A 19,224-nucleotide genomic window follows, 5' to 3' on the forward strand; every position below is an offset into this window, starting at 1 on the left:
TCTGTTTAATGATTAATCTCACCTTCAATCGGTTTGATGCTTTCATCGAATTCCGGTAACGGTTTGTGTTCGCTTGCGATGTAAGAATAAATCACCGGCAACACAAACAAGGTAAACAGCGTGCCGATTGCCAAACCGGCAACGATGACGATACCGATACTGAAACGGGACACCGCGCCGGCACCGGTTGCGTAAAGCAACGGAATAAGACCGGCAATCATCGCGGCGGTAGTCATCAGAATCGGACGCAACCGCACTTTCGCCGCTTCGGTAATGGCTTCAATACGGGTTTTACCGTGGTTTAACTGTTCTTCTTTCGCCACTTCACACATCAAAATACCGTGTTTGGTGATCAAGCCCACCAGCGTAATCAAGCCCACCTGCGAATAAATGTTCAAGGTACTGCCCGCCACACCGATAACACTGAAGAAGTTGAGTGCCAACAATGCACCACTAATTGCCAACGGCACGGAAATCATGATCACCAGCGGGTCGCGAATGGATTCAAACTGAATCGCCAGCACCAAGAAGATGATAACCACCGCCAACACGAAGGTCACCGCTAAGGCATTGCCTTCTTGTACCAACTGACGCGCTTCTCCTTTGAAATCGTAGTTATAGCCCTGTGGCAATAACTCTTGGGCGTTGTCTTGCAACCATTGGATGGCATCCCCGATGGAAGAGCCCGGCATTGGCACAGCACTGATTACAGCAGAGTTCAGCTGGCTGAAACGTGGTAATGAGCTTGGTTGCGGTTCTAATGACATAGTAACCAGGCTACTTAACGGTACAGATTTGCCATTGGCTGCGCTGACGTAATAATTATTCCAGCTTTCCGGAGATAATCGATTAGCACGTTTTACCTGTGAAATAATTTTATAGGCGCGACCATCAATATCCACCCGCTCAACCGTTGCTGCAGAAAGAAAACTACCCAATGTGGCACTTATTTGCTGCATAGTTATGCCATAGGTACCGGCTTTTTCACGGTCAATTTTAATGTGCATTTGTGCCGTATCAAATTTCAAATCCAAATTCGTGTAAACGAATTTACCTGATTCCTGCATGGCGTCCAGGAATTTACCGGCAACATTCGCCAAGTCGTTATAGCCTTGTGAGGTGCTGATAATAAAGCCGATTGGCGGCCCTTGTTCCCCGGTGTTAATTTCCGGGAAAGCGAAGCCACTGACGGACACTTCCGGAATGGATTTCGCTTTATTGTTCAACTCTTCCAATACTTGCGCCTGACTCTTGGAACGTTCGCTCCAATCTTTTAAGGTCACTACGTTAAGAGATTGGTTGGAACTCGGCACACCGGAAATGGTCATGGCGAACTGCACTTCAGGCGTGGTGGTAAGAATTTCCTGATACGGTGCCATGGCAGCCTGCACATAATCTACGTTCACGTTAGAAGGTGCCGAACCGATTGCCAAGAATGCGCCCTTATCTTCCGCCGGGGTTAATTCACTGGATAGCGATTTAAACAATACCGGCAAGGTCACAAAAATAATAGCGGCGAACACCAACATACATTTCCGGTTTTGCATCACCAAATCTAAAATGTATGCGTAAATATTGTTAACCCTCGTTAAAGTGCGGTTCACACGTTCTTCCAATTTACTTGGCTGATCGTGCGCTTTCAGTAATTTACTGGTCATCATCGGCGACAGGGTTAATGCCACGATGCCGGAAATGAACACTGCACCGGCAAGGGTTAACGCGAACTCTTTAAATAACGTACCGGTAATCCCGCCCATCAACGCCATCGGAGAATACACCGCAATCAAGGCGATAGTCATGGAAATCACCGGCACGGCAATTTCACGGGTGCCGATAATGGCTGCGCGGAACGGGGTTTCGCCCAGCTTAATGTGACGGTCCACATTTTCCAACACCACAATGGCGTCATCCACCACCAACCCAATCGCCAAAATCAAGGCAAGCAAGGTCATCAAGTTAATGGAGAAATCCAAGGTTTGCAGCATCATGATTACCCCGATAAGGGAAATCGGAATGGTAATCACCGGAATTAAAATCGCACGGAAGGAACCGATAAACATGGTAATCACCACCAAAACGATAATGGTCGCTTCAATGATGGTTTTCACCACTTCATCAATGGAGTTATTGATAGCAATAGTGCGGTCATACAAAATGTCGGTTTGAATGGCATCCGGCAGGTTATTTTTAATGTTTTCATACAACGGCAGAATTTTTTCCGCCACGGTTAACGGGTTTGCGGAAGAGGTCGGGTTAATCGCCAACACTACCGAATCGGCACCATTCGCCACCGCACGGGCGGTATCGCTGGATTTATTCAACTCAATATCCGCAATATCACGTAAGCGTACCAATTTATCGCCGCTGGAATACACAATAAGTTTGCTTAATTCATCCACAGACTTGGTGGTGGTATCCACTTTGTTTTTATAAACCACATAAAAACCATTATCGTTACCCGCCGCCGTTTGCACGTTATTTGCCGACAAGGCGGACATCACTTGTGTCGCGGAAAGATTTTGCGCCGCCATTTTTTGCGGATCCAACCAAATACGCAACGCATATTCGGAGGCACCGAAAATTTGCACGCTCGCCACCCCTTCAACAGTGAAGAACTGCGGTTTTACCACACGTTCAATGTAATCGGTCACCTGGCTGGCATCTAATTTACCGGAGCGGAAGCTAATATACATAATCCCCGAACCACCGGTTGATGAACTCACTGTCGGGTCTTCTATCCCCTTTGGCAACTCGGAACGTACCGAGTTCACCTTCGCCAACACATCGGCAAGTGCCGCGTTCGGGTCGGTATTTAATTTCATTTTTACCGTAATGGTAGAGCTGCTCGGACTACTAGAGGAAGACATATAATCCACGTTATCTGCCTGCGCCACCGCTTCCTCCAGCTTTGAAGTTACAAATGCCTGAATCAAGTTGGCATCTGCACCGGGATACACTGTGGAAACCTGAATTACGGTTGTGGTCATTTTAGGATATTCACGTACCGCCAGTTTGGAAATCGCCTGCAAACCAAGAATGATAATTAGCAGGCTGATTGAAACCGCAAGTACCGGGCGTCGAATAAATATATCGGTAAATTTCATTCGCTGGTCCTAATTAGAGGTTAGTTTTACTTGCCGGTTGAGTGGTACCCACGCCTTGTTTATCCAAAACAATCACTAACGAGCCGTTGCTTAAACTTTGCTGACCGCCGGTAATGATTTTATCGCCGATTTTCACTTCATCGCCTTTTAGTTGGGAATAGATGCCTTGGCGATCTTTGGTGAATACGGTGATTTGATGGGCGCGGTACATTTTGTTCACATCGCCTTTTGAGGCAAATTTTTCTTTTTCTTCATCCGAAAGAGCGGTCAAAATATAAAGTGATTCGCCATACATGTTGTAGCTCACCGCTACTTGCGGCACCACGATTTGATCGTATTCCGTCGGCAATGCCACGTTTAAACGGGTAAACATACCGGATAATAATTTCGCGCCATCCTCCGGCTCGAATGTGGCTTGCACATCAACTAAACCGGTAGAAGAACTGATTGCCGGTTCAATGGTGGTTACTTTCGCCGCAAAAGTTTCCCCTAAACGGGCATCGGCAGTAGCAGTCACTTTTTGACCAAGACGCAATTCATCCAACAAATTTTGTGCAATAGAGAAATCCACTTTCATGGAACTGCGATCTTCCACACGCACGATTTCGGTGCCGTTTGACACATATTGCCCCACATTCACTTTCACAATACCCGCTTTGCCGTCAAACGGTGCAAGGATCTGGCGACGCTCAACGGTGGCTTTTAAAGATTCCACATTGGCAACCTGCGCATCATATGCCGCTTTGGCATTATCCAATTCCTGACGGGAAACGCCGCCGCTTTTTGCCAGATTCGCATAACGTTGATAAGTTTGACGTAACGAAATCACTTGCGCTTCGGCAGCCCGTAAACCGGCGCGTTCAACGGAACTATCTAATTCCACCAACACATCACCTTTCTTGACGTTTTGTCCGTTCTCCACTAAAACTTTTGAAATCGTACCCGCACTTTGTGCACTCAACACAGCCCCTTGGTTCGGACGCACCAAACCGGTGGTTTCAATAACCGGTGTCCACTGTTGCGAAGTAACAGTCATTGCCGTCACCGGCGACGGGGATTCACCTTGATTGGCAAGGAAATCCGCAATGCCTTTTGATTTCATATAATTCATCACAATCATTGCGACAAAAAGTAATACGAATACACCCAAAGCCAGTTTCAAAAAGAACACATGGGAACGCTTTGGTCTGTTGATTTGAGTTGAACTCATAAAAACTCCGTAACTATTTCTTGAATTAATTTTTAATAGCAAGCCAAGTCCGTTCAATGACGGCCTCCAGCATTTCCGTTGAAACTTGCGGGGAAAAATGTCGGCATTTAAAGGCGATATTGAAAGCACTTTCCAATGAAATCGCAAATAAAATAGGAGGAGGCACATCAGCCAGCTCTCCTGCCGCCTTTGCTTTGACGCAAAAATGATACCAGATGCTGTCACTTTCCCATTTTTGACAAATATCGGAAAAGCCCGGCAAGGACTCGTATTGCCCCATATTCGCCATAATAGTTGGCTCCGCTTCTAAGAAATGCCAAATATTCCACCACATTTTTCGATATTGCTGAAAAAACGGCTGCCTCTCATCGTAGCCTTCCTTCAACACATCCTGGAAATTTTGAAAAATATATCGGGCAAACTGGGTCAACAATTCATCTTTATTTTTAAAATAAATGTAAATTGTCCCCGGCGAGATTTTTGCTTCTCTGGCAATCTTGTGCATAGACAAGTTTGGTAGCCCCACCGTTGCCATTAATGCATCGGTGGCAGTAAAAATCCGCTCGATCATATCCGTTTCAGATTGATTCATAGTAAATTTAATAAAATTGAGTTAATCGTTAGAAGTGCGGTGAAAATTTTTCTCAAATCGCACATTTAGGTAGGTTACAAACAGTCAATACACCGGCACTGAATGAACGTTCGTTCATTTTATTGATTTTTTCTTATTTGGCAAGCTAAAAATAAAAAAGTGCGGTTATTTTTCACCGCACTTTTATGCTTTCATCTTCGGATTACATCCCGATAACCACGCAACTAATCACGCTTTTGGCTTTCTCCTGCATCTTCACGGCGGCATTACGATCACCTGCCGGACCAACCACCACGCGGTTCCAATCGGCACTTTCATTCACCCTCGCCGGCAAGCCGAGTAGCGCCAAACGCGCTTGTAAATTTTCTGCCTGCCCTTTGTTTTTGAAAGCGCCGCATTGTAAGCCGTATTTTCGCTCACCGCCATTGGATGTCGTGGTTTGCGGTGGCGCAGGTTGCGGTTTCTGCGGCTGTTGCTGCGGTTCAAGTTTTTTCGGCGATTCGGCTTTCACCGTTTGTTCCGCTTTTTTCTCCTCTTTCAGCGGTGTGGCTTTCTTCGCTTCTACCACTTGAGGCTGCGGTTTTGTTTGTTGTTGCGGCGGTTGTTGTGTTGTTGGTTGAGCAGGCTGTTGTACCGCTTGTTGTTGGGCTTCTGCCGCTTTGGTTTTCGCCAGTTCCGCCTGTTTCTGTTCTTCTTCCATTGCCTGTAAAATCTTGCGTTGTTCTTCCGTTAAACGCATATTTTTATCTAACGATTTCGGGTTGTCATCAATAGGTACGGTGCGGGTTTCCAAGGCTTTAATATAGCTCCACACCTCTTCAGGACGATTCGGCAACACGCTTTTCGGTTGCGTTTTTTCCGCACTTTCGACCGGTTGCACCACCGGTTCCGGCGCTTTTTCTTTTAATAAATAAAGACCGAATGCAAACGCCGCCACAATCACGCCGGCAATGATAAATAATAGGGGTTTATTACTTTTTTTCTGTTTCTTCTTTTTCTTTGCGCCGTTGCGGGCGGCATAATCACGTTGTGCCACAATAAAACCTGTCTCAATAAAACCAAATAAATAATGAAATCACGATGATAAAAAATGCCGACAATTCTACGCAAAAATTGCGCTATTGACTACTGCAATCCCAAATAAACTAACTCAGATCGAGCGGATCCACGTCTAAAATCCACCGCACTTTTGTGGGCAAATCGCGCTGATAATGCCAAAATTCCGTCAGCACCTGCTGCAACGCCGTTCTGGAAGGATGCTGCAACAATAACTGCCAACGATATTGTCCCGCTTTTTTACTGAACGGCGCCGGCATCGGTCCGAGAATTTGCAGCGCGGGAGCGATATTTTGCTTAATCTGCTGTAGATATTCGACAAACTGCACCAATAATTGTTCAGCTTCTTCGCTATGACGACTTTGCGCCTTGAATAATGCCTGCGAGCCAAAAGGCGGCAACCCCATACTTTTACGCAACGCCAAGGCATTTTGTGCAAATTGGTTGTAGCCTTTGTGTAACAGGCTTTGCAACAGCGGGTATTCGGGATAATGGGTTTGCAATAACACTTCGCCTTGCTGCGCACCACGCCCGGCTCGTCCCGCCACCTGCATATAAAGCTGCGCCAATCGTTCTTCCGCACGAAAATCCAGTGAAAACAACGCACTATCCACATTCACCAACGCCACTAAAGTGACATTTGGGAAATGATGCCCTTTCGCTAGCATTTGGGTGCCGATAAGAATTTGACTTTTACCCTGCTGAATGTCTTCCAAATAACCTTCCAGCTTGCCTTTGCGCGCCGTTGTGTCGCGGTCGATGCGGGCAATGCCGTAGTGAGGAAAAACGTCTTTTAAGGTGGCTTCCAGTTGTTCCGTGCCTAAGCCTGTGGTGATTAATTGTGTGGAACCGCAATTGCCGCATTGACGCGGAATCGGCTTCTGTGAAGCGCAGTGATGACAGCGCAACACATGGTGTTGTTGATGATAAGTATAAGGTTTATCGCAATGGCGACATTCCGCCATCCAGCCGCATTCGTGGCACAACAGCACTGGCGCAAAACCGCGACGATTCAGGAACAGCAACACCTGATTGCCTTTTTCCAAATGCGCCTGCATACGTTTCATCAGCACATCGGACAGCCCGTTGTGCATAGGTTGACGTTTTAAATCGATAATCTGCTGTTTAAGTGCGGTGGAATTATTGGCTTTTTCCGACAACGACAAATGGCGATATTTACCGCTTTGCACGTTATTCAAACTTTCCAAACTTGGCGTTGCCGATCCCATTAAAATCGGGATATTCAGCTGTTTCGCATACACAATCGCCAAATCGCGCGCGTGATAGCGCCAGCCGTCCTGCTGTTTGAAAGAAGCGTCATGTTCTTCATCAATAATAATCGCGCCCAACTCGGAAAATTGGGTGAACAACGCAGATCGGGTGCCGATAACGACTGCACTTTGCCCGTTACGCGCGCGCTGCCACACCTGCAAACGCTGCGTGTCGTTCAGATTGGAATGCAACACGTCAATGACGACGTTAAAACGCGCCTGAAAACGCCGCACCGTTTGTGGCGTTAAACCGATTTCCGGCACCAGCACCAGCACCTGCTTGCCCTGTTGCAAGATCTCTTCGATAAATTGCAAATAGATTTCCGTTTTGCCGGAACCCGTCACACCGTCCAACAACCACGGGACAAAACCCTGAGTAAATTTCAACTGACTGAATGCCAACGCCTGCTGTTTGTTTAGCGTTAAACGATCCATTTTATTCACCATAGGCTTATCGCCTAATCGTTGTTGCCAGGTTTGGATCTCCGTTTCCTGAACAACTTCCGTAACGTAATCCTTGGCTTTCAGCGCCGACCAAATCGCCGCACTAAACGGATTATTGCCTTTCTCCGGCAAATCATTCGCCGCCTGCAAGGCTTCAAGCTGCTTCTTCGCGCGTTTCAATAAACTCAGCGACAATGCCTGCCCACCAAGTGCGGTTGGTTTCCAAAAAACACTTTGTTTTTCCACCGCACTTTCGCCCTGCCGCAATTTCACCGGCAACGCCTGCGACAACACTTCCCCCAACGGCGCATGATAATACCCCGCCGCCCAATGCAAAAACTGCCAGCTTTGCGGGGAAAACAAAGAAACCTCATCAAGACAAGCCAGCACCGGCTTCAACTGCTCCGCAGGCACATCCGACTGCTCCGCGACGTCAACTACAACACCCACACGCTTCTGCGCCCCAAACGGCACCCACACCCGCGCCCCGACGACAACATTCAGCGACGCCGGCAGGATGTAATCAAAATAGCGATGTAACGGCACAGGAAGCGCAATTCGGGCAAATGACATGGACGGAAATTCAGTGAAATAAAATGGGCTCGGAATATAGCATTTTGGGGGATTGTTGTCTATTTGGGGGGAATACCCCGTTGTTTGGGGTTTAATTTCACTTGGATAAGGGATAAAATACCGTCAAATTTAAGAAGCAAGAAATACGTATGGGATGAGTGAAAAAGCGAAAACATCTAAACCACAACAAGTTTGAACCTCTTCTATAAATTCGAATCAACCTATATTTTGAGTAAGAACCAATGGCTACAAAAAACAATCACCAAATTACACTTGTAACATCATTTTTTGACATCGGTAGAGGAAGCCTGCATTCAAGAAAAGATCTCCCAGATTTTCTAGCCCGAACAAATGATACTTACTTTGAATACTTTTCAAATTTAGCTAAGTTAGACAATCCAATAGTTATATTCACCAGCCAAGAGCATATAGAAAAGATTAAAGATATTAGAGAGAATAAGCCGACAAAAATTATTCCTTTTGATATTTACAAATTTAACAAAACAATACATAAAATAAGAAATATTCAAAATAATCCAGATTTTATATCTAAAGTAAATCCCAACTGCGCTAAAAATATAGAATATTGGAATGCTTTATATGTATTAGTTACTAACCTAAAGACATTTTTTGTGTATAAAGCAATTAAAGATGGATATATTGATACTGAATTTGTATCTTGGTTTGATTTTGGTTATGTCAGAGATATTAGCACATTAAACAATGTCAAAGAATGGAAGTATAATTTTGATAAAAATCATATACATTTTTTTACAATTAGAAAAAATTATCCATTAAATGATATGAATGATATTTACAATGCAATTTTTAACAATATTGTATTTGTTATAGGCTGCATGGTAGTAAGCCATAAAAGCAACTGGAGAAAATTCTTCAAAAATATTATATCGTGCCAAAAAGAACTGCTAAGAAAAAGTATAATAGATGATGATCAAGGGATATTTCTTATGAGTATTCTAAAAGATAAAAATAACTGCAAGCTACACTATCTAGGTAAAGATAATTGGTTCCATTTTTTTAAGAGACATGATGAAACAAGTAAAATCTCTCTAAAAGACAAAATTAAAGATCTTTTCATATAATTTATTGATATTTCTGTTTTAAATACGCATAAAAGCTATTTGGTTGACAATTTTTGATATAAGTGAGTTTATGCTGGTTACACTGTGCCGTAATCTCATCTAACCTATTTTTATCAAAAGGATTATTCAATTCAGAAAATAATAAATGTGGCAAAGTGTCATCAACCAATTCAAACTCTTCAATCAAATTTTCTTTTTTTAGCTCATCGAAGAGGATTTGAAAAAAGAAGTAGTGAGGAATATTCTCCTGTGTTTTCCAATACCATAACATTAACTGAAGCAACATTATAACTGTTCTATTTCCACTTTTAGAAAACATTATGCTACTTAAGAAGTTCGCTCTATGATTTTCTTTCCAAGAAAAATAATCGCTATTTAACCTTTGCCATTTTTCTTTATTTTGAGCCAGTGGAGAACGTTGGAATACAAAAAAATCCATTGAACTAAATTTACTCGGAATTGGCGCCGTAAATAAAAATGTGGCATCAACCCAGATGCCACCATAACATTTTAATAGCGCTAACCGTAAAAGATCAGAAAAAAACACATGACGAAAGCTAGTATTCTTTCTTTTTTCAGAAACAAAATCAGGAAATTCAATATATTCAATCAAATTTTGATCATCCAGATAAATTACTTCATAATCACCTTTATTTTCTTGAACCGAACGACGACAGATTTTAACAATATCAGGCAAATTCTCACTCCCCCAACCCTGTCCCCAATATTGCCAAATAATTTTTTTATTTCCTAAATCCTTTTTAGGTTTAATCATAATTTCATCTAATTTACCATTAAGATAAAGGGAAATGACCTCTTTCCAACAATTTGCAACATTATTTTGTTGAGATAAATTAGCTTTTTTGGCGAGCCATCTACGAATCGGTTTTGGAATCAAACCGGTATAAAATATTTTGTATGGTTTATTGCTTATTTTATGAATAACATTAAAAAATGTTGCATTAGATGAAAACAAAGTTGAGAGTGACATAGGCGATATTCCTCATAAAATCGTTTATATAAGCGGAACAATTTGTTTATTTTCCATTTCTCTAGCCCGCTTCCGCTCTTCCCACTTCTTCTTATTTAACGCTCTTAACATATTTTCTTTAATCCGAACCAAGCGTTGTTTTAAAGTCCTCTTTGTATGGCACACCGTATTCTTTTTACGGTCTTGCTGTAGCCCGCTTGTTAATAAACTCTTCTCTTGATTTAATTGTAATTCCTGAACACAAATCGCCGGATTCAATTGATATACCCGATAGCCGATAGTGTTAATCTGTTGATTAAACATTATTTCATCAATCGGTTTAATTTCTTCTGCGGCAAGTTTTTCAAACAACGCAACAAGGTATTTAGCCGCCCCCTGAGAAATCACATAACCCGCCGTGCCAAAATGCTTGGACGTTAAAATATCAATATTACGTTGTTGAAAAGGAGGAATCTGCGCTTGTTTTTCAAGCTGAACGGGCATGAGAAAAGTTTCCAAACGCAGGACAAAAATCTCTTGAAAATTGAACCGCACTTTTAGCCAGTCATCTTCGGCAAGAAACTTATCGGCATTTTCACCAAGCAAAATATCATCTTCAAAAAGCGTTACGTAGTCCAAGTTTTCATCAATACATTTCTTCCACAGCATGAAGTGGCTCATTAAACAGCCTTTTTCTCCCATGGTGAGCTGAGAGGCGTTCGCAATATTGGGAAGATAGCGCTGCAAATGATCAGTCAATTTATCGGACGGCGTGAAAGCATCAAAAAATTCAAAGGGAATATTTTGATGAGTAAATTGCTCAATAATGTGGTTTCTGCGTTGTTCAGCCGTAGAAATGCTGATAACAAAATTTTTATTTTCTGTGGAATTCATAGAGATACATGAAATTATGCCTTAGGTCAGGCGCTATCTTACTATCTTAAGACAATGAAATGAATATCCCTGCTCATAAAAAAGATAATCTCGCAGCCACATGGGGCTGCTTGAATTGCGCTTTTTTTTTCTGTAAAATTCGCAACCTTACACACAAGCGTGCCATTTTGAAATGGCGTAATATTAATCTCATGCGGTGTCAGGGATTGCTTCTGCGATTGGCTTGATAGCGGCATGGCTTCAAATTTGAGGTTTTCTATGAAACAAGGTATTCATCCTGAATATAAAGAGGTTACTGCGACCTGCTCTTGCGGTAACGTGATCAAAACCCGTTCAACCTTAGGCAAAGACATCAACCTTGATGTATGCGGTAAATGCCACCCGTTCTATACAGGTAAACAACGTGTTGTTGACACCGGTGGTCGTGTTGAACGCTTTAACAGCCGTTTCAAAATTCCGGGTACAAAATAATCTGAATTTTAGCCCTCGCGATTGCGGGGGTTATTTCCATTGACCTTAAGGTAATATGTTTATGGATAGCGCACACAATCTCCCTCCAATCTTCATTATCAGCTTAAAAAACTCCCCCCGTCGTGAAGTTATAGCAAAGCGCTTAAATGGGCTTGGCTTGCAATTTGAGTTTTTTGATGCGGTTTATGGGAAAGCACTGACTGAAGAAGAGCTTGCCAAGGTGGATTATCAGTATTATCAAGATTTCGATAATAAACGTCTGACGCTTGGTGAAATTGGGTGTGCACTAAGTCATATTCGGGTATATGAACAAATCAAAACAAAGCATATTCCCGAAGCGATTATTTTGGAAGACGACGCGATTGTTTCTACCCATTTTAAAGCGATTCTACAAGCGACTATTGAGAAACTGCCTTTGCGTTACGAAATTCTCTTTTTCGATCATGGCAAAGCCAAATCTTACCCATTAATAAAAAAGTGCCTGCCTGAAGGTTATAAACTGGTTCGTTATCGTTGTCCTTCAAAAAACTCCCGTCGCTCAATCATGAAAGCAACCGCTTATATGGTGAATCTGGCGGGCATAGAAAAACTCTTAAAATATGCCTATCCTTTACGTATGCCGGCGGACTTCGTTACGGGTTTTATTCAAAAAACACGCATTCACGCTTATGGTGTTGAGCCGCCCTGTGTCTTTGAAGGCTTGGCGGTTGAAAGCGAAATTAATTCTATTGAAGATCGATACAAGAAAGCATAAATGAAAGCATTACTCCGGAAAATCCGTTTAGCCTTAGGCAAAATGTTGTTGGACAAAAACGTTCAGGGACAACCTTTGCCGACAAATCCGAAAATTATTGTGTTACAACAAGACGGAAAAATCGGAGATTATATTGTCAGTTCATTTATTTTCAGGGAATTAAAACGGCATAACCCGAAAATACAGGTTGACGTTGTATGCTCACCTAAAAATGCCAATTTATTTGAACAAAATCCATTTGTTGATCATTGTTTTATTTTAAATAGAAAAGAACGTTGTGCTTACAGCAGAATGGGAAAACAGCTTTCACATGAACATTATAATGTATTAATTAATTTACCGGTATTATTACGGAATCGTGATTTATGGCTAACCCGATTAATTCATGCAAAAAATAATATCGGCTATAAAAAACAAAACTACAAGCTATTTAATTTGAATGTTACTCAAGACCAATTACATTTTTCCCAGGTTTATGCAGAAGCCATTAAATTCTGTGGTGTAAAAAATATTAATCTTGAATATGACATTCCAAATTACAGTGATAAAAAAGAAGATATTGCAAATTTTATTCAAAAAAATCATCTTGCCGATTGCATCGCTATAAACTTTTTTGGTGCAGCCGGCACCCGAAAATTTACGGGACAAAATATTTGTCGGTTTATCGAAAAATTTAAAGCCGAAAATAAAAAAGTACTGTTACTAACGTACCCCGAAGTAACTCCTTTGTTAAAAACGATAGCAGAAAAATATACCAATGCTTTTATCTATGAAAATACTCAAACTATTTTTGATACGATCGCATTACTTCATTATACTAGTATCGTTATTTCTTCTGATACCTCTATTATTCATATTGCAGCGGGGTTAAATAAGAAAATTATTGGATTTTATAAACTCGCCGATAAAGAAAACTTTGCACATTGGAATCCAAACTGTAAAAATAAAACATATATCCTTAATTTTATCGAAAATATCAATGAAATATCTCCCGATAAAATTAAATCAGAATGGTTAAAATAAATCACTTTTATGTCAATAACAAAAAAACTCGTTGCTAAATTAGCCGGAAAACGAAAAGCAGAAAACATAGATTTAATAAAGATCAAATCGGTTTTATTGAAACCGATTGGCGATGCTATTGGCGATGCCGTCGCCCATACCTCGCATTTAAAACAATTAAAACTTGCCAATCCGGAACTGGTGATTGGCGTGATCGTCACAGAGAGAAATCGGGACATTTTTGCTTATTCCGATTTAGTTGATGTTCTCCTGGAGGACAAACCTTTAACCTATATTGCTCAATGCCGTAAATGGGATCTCTATTTAGATTTTCAGCCGACTTACACCACTAAATCTATTATTTTAGAGAAGCTGTTATCACCAAAATACATTATTGTGTTTAATAAAAAACATAAGGAAAATTATAATTTATATACAATCAAAAATTATAATTTCGCTTGTCCACAAAATGACACAACACATATCTCTGAATATTTGAATAATTCTGCTATTTCTGCTTCTTTAGATCCAAAGGCTGCGGAATATGCTTTAATAAATCAGGAAACTATTCGATTTGAAGTGCTTTGGGGAGATAAAGTGAGAATTTTATTGGCACCTGAAGGCAGCACCAGAAAAATTCCGACAAACGAATTTGCCGAATTATTAAATTCACTTTCTCCAACGATTGTAGAAAATGCACTTTTTGTGCTAACCAATACGAAAGAAAGTGCCACTTATTATGAAGAATTAATTTCATTATGTGATAACAAAATTCAGATGAAATTATCACCTAAAACCACAATTCAGGAATATATCCAACTTGTTTCTTCGGCGGATTTAATTATTGGCGTTGATAGCGGAACCATTCATCTCGCCACGGCGTTACAGAAAAAAGTCCTGGCATTTTATGCCCGAAATATTGCCAATTTTTGCCGCTGGCAACCTAAAGGCAAAGCTGAAGTACCTTATAAAGCCATTATGAGCAAAACCGAAAGCGACTCCAACAATCACACCCGCGATTTCCCTATGGAAGAAGCGGCAGATTGGGTAAATCACTTATTTCAAACACTGCCGAAGCACTAAGGTTATCCCCTCTTTTGGCACGTCGGGCAATAAAAACTATTCCGTTGCCCGATGACTAAACTCTCAATTTTTGTACCGCACTTCGGACATGATTTGCCTTTGTTGCCGTAAACCAGCAATTCCTGTACAAAATAGCCTGGTCTGCCATCGGGCTGGAGAAAATCTTTTAGTGTGGTGCCGCCTTGTTCAATAGCTTTGGCAAGCACCGATTTGATGGTACCCACCAAGCGTTCACATTGTTTTCGGGTTAGATTAGCGGCGAGCTTCAACGGGTGTAATCCGCACAAAAATAGACTTTCATTGGCATAAATGTTGCCAACACCCACCACCACGGCGTTATCCATTAAAAAGGTTTTAAGTGCGGTCGTTTTTTTGCGTGATTTTTTGAACAGGTATTCCGCATTGAATTCTTCTGATAGCGGTTCAGGTCCCAATTTTAAGAATAAATGGAATTCATCTAATTTTTCCGTCCATAACCAAGCGCCGAAACGGCGGGGATCGTTATAACGCAGTAATTTGCCGTTATTCATCACAATATCAAGATGGTCATGTTTATCAATGGGGCTGTCATGGGGTACAATACGAACCGTGCCCGACATCCCCAAATGCCCGATGATGTAACCTTGTTCGGTGTGAATAATCAGGTATTTGGCGCGACGGGTTAAATCCAGAATTTTCACATGATGCAACTCCGCCAATTCAGGCGACACAACCCAGCGCAGTTTCGGCTGGCGTACCACAATTTTTTCAATAACATAATCTTTCAGATAAGGACTCACACCGCGTACGGCGGTTTCCACTTCAGGCAGTTCGGGCATTTCTTTCTCCAAGATCCGTGGGGCGGAAAAATATTGATACAAAAAAACCCGAACAATATCGGGTTTTTCAATTCGTGCAAAATTATTTGATTTTTGCTTCTTTATAAACAACGTGCTTACGCACTACAGGATCAAACTTTTTGATTTCCATTTTCTCAGGCATATTACGTTTGTTTTTTGTTGTTGTGTAGAAATGACCTGTTTCAGCAGTAGAAACTAAACGGATTTTCTCACGAGCACCTTTTGCTGCCATTTGTTAGCTCCTTAGATTTTCTCGCCACGAGCACGGATTTCAGCTAAAACTGCATCAATGCCTTTTTTATCAATAATACGCATACCTTTTGCAGTTAAGCGTAATGTTACGAAACGGTTTTCACTTTCAACCCAGAAACGGTGCGTGTGAAGGTTAGGAAGAAAACGACGACGAGTCGCATTCATTGCGTGTGAGCGGTTGTTCCCCACTGCCGGACGCTTGCCTGTTACTTGACAGACTCTAGACATATTAATCTCCAATAATGAAATATAAGCTCGAGCTTACGGTTCGGAATACTTCAAAAATAACTTTTGAGAGTGACCTCGTCAGGTCGCAACCCGACCCGCATACTATATTAAAGGTCGTGCATTATACTCACTTTATCTTGCATTCTCAAGCCTAAATCCTGAATTTGCTTACATTAAAACTAAAATTTATCTAAAAGTGCGGTGGATTTTAAAGAAGATTTTGTTCCGCAAAGGAAAAATAGCGTCCATTGCCGATCACGAAATGATCCAGCACGCGAATATCCACCAAATCCGCCGCCTGTCTGATGGTGTCGGTAATTTGTTTATCGGAAATGCTCGGCTCCGCCACGCCGGAGGGGTGATTATGCGCCAAAATGATCGCCGCCGCATTACAAGCCAAGGCTTCTTTAATGATTTCGCGCGGGTACACCATCGCTTTATTAATGGTGCCGAGAAACAGACGTTCCTGCTTAATCAGGCGATGTTGGTTGTCCAGAAAAAGCACCATAAAAATTTCCCGCTCGGTATTTGCCAGTTCCGTCTGCAAGTACATTTGCACAATGTTGGCTGAGGTAAAACAGTGGGTTGCTTTTAATTCCGCAAACAAATAACGGCGAGTCATTTCGGTACAGGCTTGCAGTTGAATAAACTGCGTAATGCCAATGCCTTTCACGGCGCAAAACCGTTTTTGATCGGCGCTAATCAACTCACGTAACGAACCGAAATGTTGCAGCACATTTTTCGATAACTGCATCACCGGGCAATCCTTAATTCCCGTACGCAAAAAAATCGCCAGCAGTTCATCGTCCGTCAAGGCGGCAGCACCGTATTTTAATAGCTTTTCCCTTGGCATTAATGTCTCATTCATTTGCCGAACCTCTCTAAAAACAAAAGATTCGCAATTAATTCATAATGTTATTAAAAATTGGAAAACCACGTACAAAAGATGGAACCGGGATCGCAAAAATAAGATTTTTGATTGAATAATAATTCAAGTAGAATAGGCGAATTCGTTTTCAAGCCGGGCAAACCATGGGGTTTAAGCATGATAAATATAGAAAATAAACGCATTGCCGTGGGCATTACAGGCGGAATTGCCGCTTACAAAACCATTGAATTAATCCGTTTATTACGCAAAGCCAACGCGCAGGTTCGCGTGGTATTAACCCCTGCGGCGGCAGAATTTGTCACACCGCTCACCTTGCAGGCAATTTCCGGCAATGCCGTGGCGCAATCCTTATTGGATCCGCAAGCGGAGCTGGCAATGGGACACATTGAATTGGCAAAATGGGCGGACGCGATGCTGATCGCCCCTGCCAGTGCGGATTTTATTGCCCGTCTCACTGTGGGCATGGCGAATGATTTATTATCCACCCTTTGTCTTGCCACCGACGCCCCGATTCTGTTGGCACCGGCAATGAATCAACAAATGTATCACCAGGCAATAACGCAGCAAAATCTGACCGCACTTTTAAACCGAGGCGTACAACTTATCGGACCGAATAGCGGCGAACAAGCCTGCGGCGACGTCGGCGCAGGACGAATGTCCGAACCGTCGGAAATTTTCGCCGCACTTTGCGGCCATTTTGCCGCACAACAGGATTTGGCGGGCATAAATGTTGCCATTACCGCCGGACCGACCCGCGAAGCCATCGATCCCGTGCGTTATATTTCCAATCACAGCTCTGGCAAAATGGGCTTTGCCATTGCTGAGGCCTTTGCCAAACGTGGGGCGAATGTTACCTTAATCGCCGGCCTGGTCAATCTTGCTACACCGAAACATGTTTCCCGCATTGATGTGACATCTGCGCAGCAAATGTGGCAAATCGCTCTTGAACGCGCGGTGAAAAGCCAGATTTTTATTGGCTGCGCCGCCGTTGCGGATTATCGCGTTGCCGATGTTGCCGAGCAGAAAATCAAAAAATCCGGCGAGGAAATGACGTTAAAGCTCATTAAAAACCCCGACATTATTACCGACGTCGCCCATCTTGCCGAAAACCGTCCGTTTGTGGTGGGATTCGCCGCCGAAACGCAACATGTCACCGATTACGCCAAAGACAAATTGCAACGCAAAAACCTCGACATGATCTGCGCCAACGACGTGTCAGGCGGACAGGTTTTCGGCGCAGATCAAAATGTGTTACAACTATTCTGGAAAAACGGAGAAAAAGCCTTGCCGTTGGCAGACAAAAATACATTAGCGGAAATGTTGGTCGATGAAATTATTACGCGTTATGGTCGATAAAAAACGCCGTAAAAAATGACCGCACTTTAGGATAAAAATCACCGATTTCTTTAAAGGTAAACATCACAATGAAAAAAATTGACGTAAAAATTTTAGATCAACGTATCGGTACGCAATTTCCGTTGCCGGCTTATGCCACGGAAGGTTCCGCCGGTTTGGATTTACGTGCCTTAATTAACGAATCGATTGCGATTCAACCGGGCGAAGCCAAACTTATCCCGACGGGATTATCCATTTATATTGCCGATCCGAATTTGGCGGCGGTGATTTTGCCGCGTTCCGGTTTAGGGCATAAACATGGCATTGTGTTGGGCAATTTGGTGGGGTTAATTGACTCCGATTATCAAGGCCCGTTAATGGTTTCCGTGTGGAATCGCGGCGCCGAGCCGTTCAAAATTGAAGTAGGCGATCGCATTGCCCAGCTGGTTTTCGTGCCAGTGGTGCAGGCGGAATTTAATATCGTCAGCGAATTTAATGCCACGGAACGTGGCGCAGGCGGCTTTGGGCATTCGGGTAAACACTGATGGAACAGGCGAATAAACGTAGTATCAAAGAACGCCGCCAACAAGTGCTAACGGTGCTCACCCATATGCTCCATTCCGAACGCGGTATGGAACGCATGACAACCGCCCGTTTGGCGGCGGAAGTGGGCGTATCGGAAGCGGCGCTATACCGTTATTACCCGAGTAAAACCAAGATTTTTGAAGCCCTTATTGAGAACATCGAAAGCACGTTGCTTAATCGCATTTCGCAATCCATTAAACACGAAACCAACACTATGCAACGGGTGAAAGACATTATGCAGATGATCTTGGATTTTGCCCGTAAAAATCCCGGTTTAACCCGCGTGTTGACCGGTCACGCGTTGATGTTCGAGGACACCAAATTACAAGCTCGCGTCGCCACCTTTTTTGACCGCCTAGAATTGCAATTTGTGAACATTCTGCAAATGCGGAAATTACGTGAAGGACGTGGCTTTAACGTGGATGAACGCATTATCGCCGCCCACTTGGTGACCCTCTGTGAAGGGCAGTTTATGCGTTATGTGCGTTCCAATTTTCGCCACATGCCGAATCAGGGTTTTAACCAACAATGGCAGCTGATTGAAAGCTTATTTGCATAATTTATTTATT

At 42.7% G+C, this 19,224-nt stretch carries 19 protein-coding genes; 8 read left to right on the top strand and 11 right to left on the bottom strand.

Annotation, left to right across the window (positions count from 1 at the left end):
* Positions 1 to 5: 5 nt before the first annotated feature.
* From acrB to priA, 5 genes are all read right to left on the bottom strand, one after another.
* Positions 6 to 3,104, bottom strand: a complete 3,099-nt coding sequence (acrB, locus tag DK423_RS04610; protein WP_005555482.1) for a multidrug efflux RND transporter permease subunit AcrB — start codon at positions 3,102 to 3,104, stop codon at positions 6 to 8.
* Positions 3,105 to 3,117: 13 nt separating this feature from the next.
* The gene (gene acrA / locus DK423_RS04615; RefSeq protein WP_109043888.1) at positions 3,118 to 4,314 is read right to left on the bottom strand and encodes a multidrug efflux RND transporter periplasmic adaptor subunit AcrA; all 1,197 of its coding nucleotides are present in this window, start codon (positions 4,312 to 4,314) and stop codon (positions 3,118 to 3,120) included.
* 25 nt (positions 4,315 to 4,339) lie between these two features.
* Positions 4,340 to 4,906 carry a TetR/AcrR family transcriptional regulator gene (locus tag DK423_RS04620; RefSeq protein WP_005555477.1) on the bottom strand — a complete coding sequence of 189 codons (567 nt, stop codon included), beginning with the start codon at positions 4,904 to 4,906 and terminating at the stop codon, positions 4,340 to 4,342.
* A gap of 202 nt (positions 4,907 to 5,108) precedes the next feature.
* Positions 5,109 to 5,942 (bottom strand): cell division protein FtsN, encoded by an 834-nt coding sequence (ftsN, locus tag DK423_RS04625; RefSeq protein ID WP_005555476.1) that lies wholly within the window; start codon positions 5,940 to 5,942, stop codon positions 5,109 to 5,111.
* Positions 5,943 to 6,051: 109 nt separating this feature from the next.
* The gene (priA, locus tag DK423_RS04635; protein WP_005555474.1) at positions 6,052 to 8,250 is read right to left on the bottom strand and encodes a primosomal protein N'; all 2,199 of its coding nucleotides are present in this window, start codon (positions 8,248 to 8,250) and stop codon (positions 6,052 to 6,054) included.
* A gap of 242 nt (positions 8,251 to 8,492) precedes the next feature.
* On the opposite strand from priA, the gene DK423_RS04640 reads away from it, so the two are divergent.
* On the top strand, positions 8,493 to 9,353 hold the full coding sequence (locus tag DK423_RS04640; RefSeq protein WP_005555472.1) for a WlaTC/HtrL family glycosyltransferase: 861 nt from the start codon (positions 8,493 to 8,495) through the stop codon (positions 9,351 to 9,353).
* Position 9,354: 1 nt separating this feature from the next.
* On the opposite strand, the gene DK423_RS04645 is transcribed toward DK423_RS04640, so the two are convergent.
* Both DK423_RS04645 and DK423_RS04650 read right to left on the bottom strand, forming a co-directional pair.
* The gene (locus DK423_RS04645; protein WP_005555470.1) at positions 9,355 to 10,344 is read right to left on the bottom strand and encodes a capsular polysaccharide synthesis protein; all 990 of its coding nucleotides are present in this window, start codon (positions 10,342 to 10,344) and stop codon (positions 9,355 to 9,357) included.
* A gap of 24 nt (positions 10,345 to 10,368) precedes the next feature.
* Complete coding sequence (locus DK423_RS04650) at positions 10,369 to 11,217, bottom strand: glycosyltransferase family 25 protein (RefSeq protein ID WP_005555469.1); 849 nt, start codon at positions 11,215 to 11,217, stop codon at positions 10,369 to 10,371.
* A gap of 258 nt (positions 11,218 to 11,475) precedes the next feature.
* Between DK423_RS04650 and rpmE the strand changes: the two genes are divergently transcribed.
* The 4 genes from rpmE to DK423_RS04670 all read left to right on the top strand — a co-directional run bounded on the left by rpmE (position 11,476) and on the right by DK423_RS04670 (position 14,527).
* Positions 11,476 to 11,688, top strand: coding sequence for a 50S ribosomal protein L31 (gene rpmE / locus DK423_RS04655; protein ID WP_005542845.1), 213 nt, complete (start codon positions 11,476 to 11,478; stop codon positions 11,686 to 11,688).
* Between the two features lie 61 nt (positions 11,689 to 11,749).
* A complete protein-coding gene (locus DK423_RS04660) occupies positions 11,750 to 12,442 on the top strand; it encodes a glycosyltransferase family 25 protein (protein ID WP_005555467.1) in 693 nt (230 codons plus the stop codon).
* Positions 12,443 to 13,465 (top strand): glycosyltransferase family 9 protein, encoded by a 1,023-nt coding sequence (locus DK423_RS04665; RefSeq protein WP_005555465.1) that lies wholly within the window; start codon positions 12,443 to 12,445, stop codon positions 13,463 to 13,465. It begins immediately after the preceding gene.
* Positions 13,466 to 13,474: 9 nt separating this feature from the next.
* Positions 13,475 to 14,527, top strand: a complete 1,053-nt coding sequence (locus tag DK423_RS04670) for a glycosyltransferase family 9 protein (RefSeq protein ID WP_061886424.1) — start codon at positions 13,475 to 13,477, stop codon at positions 14,525 to 14,527.
* 2 nt (positions 14,528 to 14,529) lie between these two features.
* Here the strand turns inward: DK423_RS04670 and mutM are convergent, their stop codons facing one another.
* The 4 genes from mutM to radC form a co-directional block, all read right to left on the bottom strand.
* The gene (gene mutM, locus DK423_RS04675; protein WP_005555461.1) at positions 14,530 to 15,345 is read right to left on the bottom strand and encodes a bifunctional DNA-formamidopyrimidine glycosylase/DNA-(apurinic or apyrimidinic site) lyase; all 816 of its coding nucleotides are present in this window, start codon (positions 15,343 to 15,345) and stop codon (positions 14,530 to 14,532) included.
* An 82-nt stretch (positions 15,346 to 15,427) separates the two neighbouring features.
* Entirely contained in the window at positions 15,428 to 15,598 is a 171-nt protein-coding gene (rpmG, locus tag DK423_RS04680) for a 50S ribosomal protein L33 (RefSeq protein WP_005544948.1), read from the bottom strand.
* A gap of 11 nt (positions 15,599 to 15,609) precedes the next feature.
* On the bottom strand, positions 15,610 to 15,846 hold the full coding sequence (gene rpmB / locus DK423_RS04685; protein ID WP_005542826.1) for a 50S ribosomal protein L28: 237 nt from the start codon (positions 15,844 to 15,846) through the stop codon (positions 15,610 to 15,612).
* Between the two features lie 208 nt (positions 15,847 to 16,054).
* Positions 16,055 to 16,714: a RadC family protein gene (gene radC, locus DK423_RS04690; protein ID WP_005555458.1), complete on the bottom strand. Its 660-nt coding sequence runs from the start codon at positions 16,712 to 16,714 to the stop codon at positions 16,055 to 16,057.
* Positions 16,715 to 16,891: 177 nt separating this feature from the next.
* On the opposite strand from radC, the gene coaBC reads away from it, so the two are divergent.
* From coaBC to slmA, 3 genes are all read left to right on the top strand, one after another.
* Positions 16,892 to 18,091 (top strand): bifunctional phosphopantothenoylcysteine decarboxylase/phosphopantothenate--cysteine ligase CoaBC, encoded by a 1,200-nt coding sequence (gene coaBC / locus DK423_RS04695; protein WP_005555454.1) that lies wholly within the window; start codon positions 16,892 to 16,894, stop codon positions 18,089 to 18,091.
* A gap of 68 nt (positions 18,092 to 18,159) precedes the next feature.
* Positions 18,160 to 18,615: a dUTP diphosphatase gene (gene dut, locus DK423_RS04700; protein WP_005555453.1), complete on the top strand. Its 456-nt coding sequence runs from the start codon at positions 18,160 to 18,162 to the stop codon at positions 18,613 to 18,615.
* On the top strand, positions 18,615 to 19,214 hold the full coding sequence (gene slmA / locus DK423_RS04705; RefSeq protein ID WP_005555451.1) for a nucleoid occlusion factor SlmA: 600 nt from the start codon (positions 18,615 to 18,617) through the stop codon (positions 19,212 to 19,214). Before dut ends, slmA begins: the two co-directional genes overlap by 1 nt.
* Positions 19,215 to 19,224: the final 10 nt, after the last annotated feature.

This window comes from Aggregatibacter actinomycetemcomitans (genome assembly GCF_003130205.1).
Lineage (GTDB): Bacteria > Pseudomonadota > Gammaproteobacteria > Enterobacterales > Pasteurellaceae > Aggregatibacter > Aggregatibacter actinomycetemcomitans_A.

Bases quoted from the DNA above. Each gene is read 5' to 3' on its own strand.
- rpmB (WP_005542826.1), bottom strand. From the start codon at position 15,846: ATGTCTAGAGTCTGTCAAGTAACAGGCAAGCGTCCGGCAGTGGGGAAC.
- radC (WP_005555458.1), bottom strand. From the start codon at position 16,714: ATGAATGAGACATTAATGCCAAGGGAAAAGCTATTAAAATACGGTGCT.
- rpmG (WP_005544948.1), bottom strand. From the start codon at position 15,598: ATGGCAGCAAAAGGTGCTCGTGAGAAAATCCGTTTAGTTTCTACTGCT.
- priA (WP_005555474.1), bottom strand. From the start codon at position 8,250: ATGTCATTTGCCCGAATTGCGCTTCCTGTGCCGTTACATCGCTATTTT.
- DK423_RS04665 (WP_005555465.1), top strand. From the start codon at position 12,443: ATGAAAGCATTACTCCGGAAAATCCGTTTAGCCTTAGGCAAAATGTTG.
- DK423_RS04640 (WP_005555472.1), top strand. From the start codon at position 8,493: ATGGCTACAAAAAACAATCACCAAATTACACTTGTAACATCATTTTTT.
- acrA (WP_109043888.1), bottom strand. From the start codon at position 4,314: ATGAGTTCAACTCAAATCAACAGACCAAAGCGTTCCCATGTGTTCTTT.
- DK423_RS04670 (WP_061886424.1), top strand. From the start codon at position 13,475: ATGTCAATAACAAAAAAACTCGTTGCTAAATTAGCCGGAAAACGAAAA.
- DK423_RS04660 (WP_005555467.1), top strand. From the start codon at position 11,750: ATGGATAGCGCACACAATCTCCCTCCAATCTTCATTATCAGCTTAAAA.
- dut (WP_005555453.1), top strand. From the start codon at position 18,160: ATGAAAAAAATTGACGTAAAAATTTTAGATCAACGTATCGGTACGCAA.
- DK423_RS04645 (WP_005555470.1), bottom strand. From the start codon at position 10,344: ATGTCACTCTCAACTTTGTTTTCATCTAATGCAACATTTTTTAATGTT.
- coaBC (WP_005555454.1), top strand. From the start codon at position 16,892: ATGATAAATATAGAAAATAAACGCATTGCCGTGGGCATTACAGGCGGA.
- DK423_RS04650 (WP_005555469.1), bottom strand. From the start codon at position 11,217: ATGAATTCCACAGAAAATAAAAATTTTGTTATCAGCATTTCTACGGCT.
- acrB (WP_005555482.1), bottom strand. From the start codon at position 3,104: ATGAAATTTACCGATATATTTATTCGACGCCCGGTACTTGCGGTTTCA.
- DK423_RS04620 (WP_005555477.1), bottom strand. From the start codon at position 4,906: ATGAATCAATCTGAAACGGATATGATCGAGCGGATTTTTACTGCCACC.
- slmA (WP_005555451.1), top strand. From the start codon at position 18,615: ATGGAACAGGCGAATAAACGTAGTATCAAAGAACGCCGCCAACAAGTG.
- mutM (WP_005555461.1), bottom strand. From the start codon at position 15,345: ATGCCCGAACTGCCTGAAGTGGAAACCGCCGTACGCGGTGTGAGTCCT.
- rpmE (WP_005542845.1), top strand. From the start codon at position 11,476: ATGAAACAAGGTATTCATCCTGAATATAAAGAGGTTACTGCGACCTGC.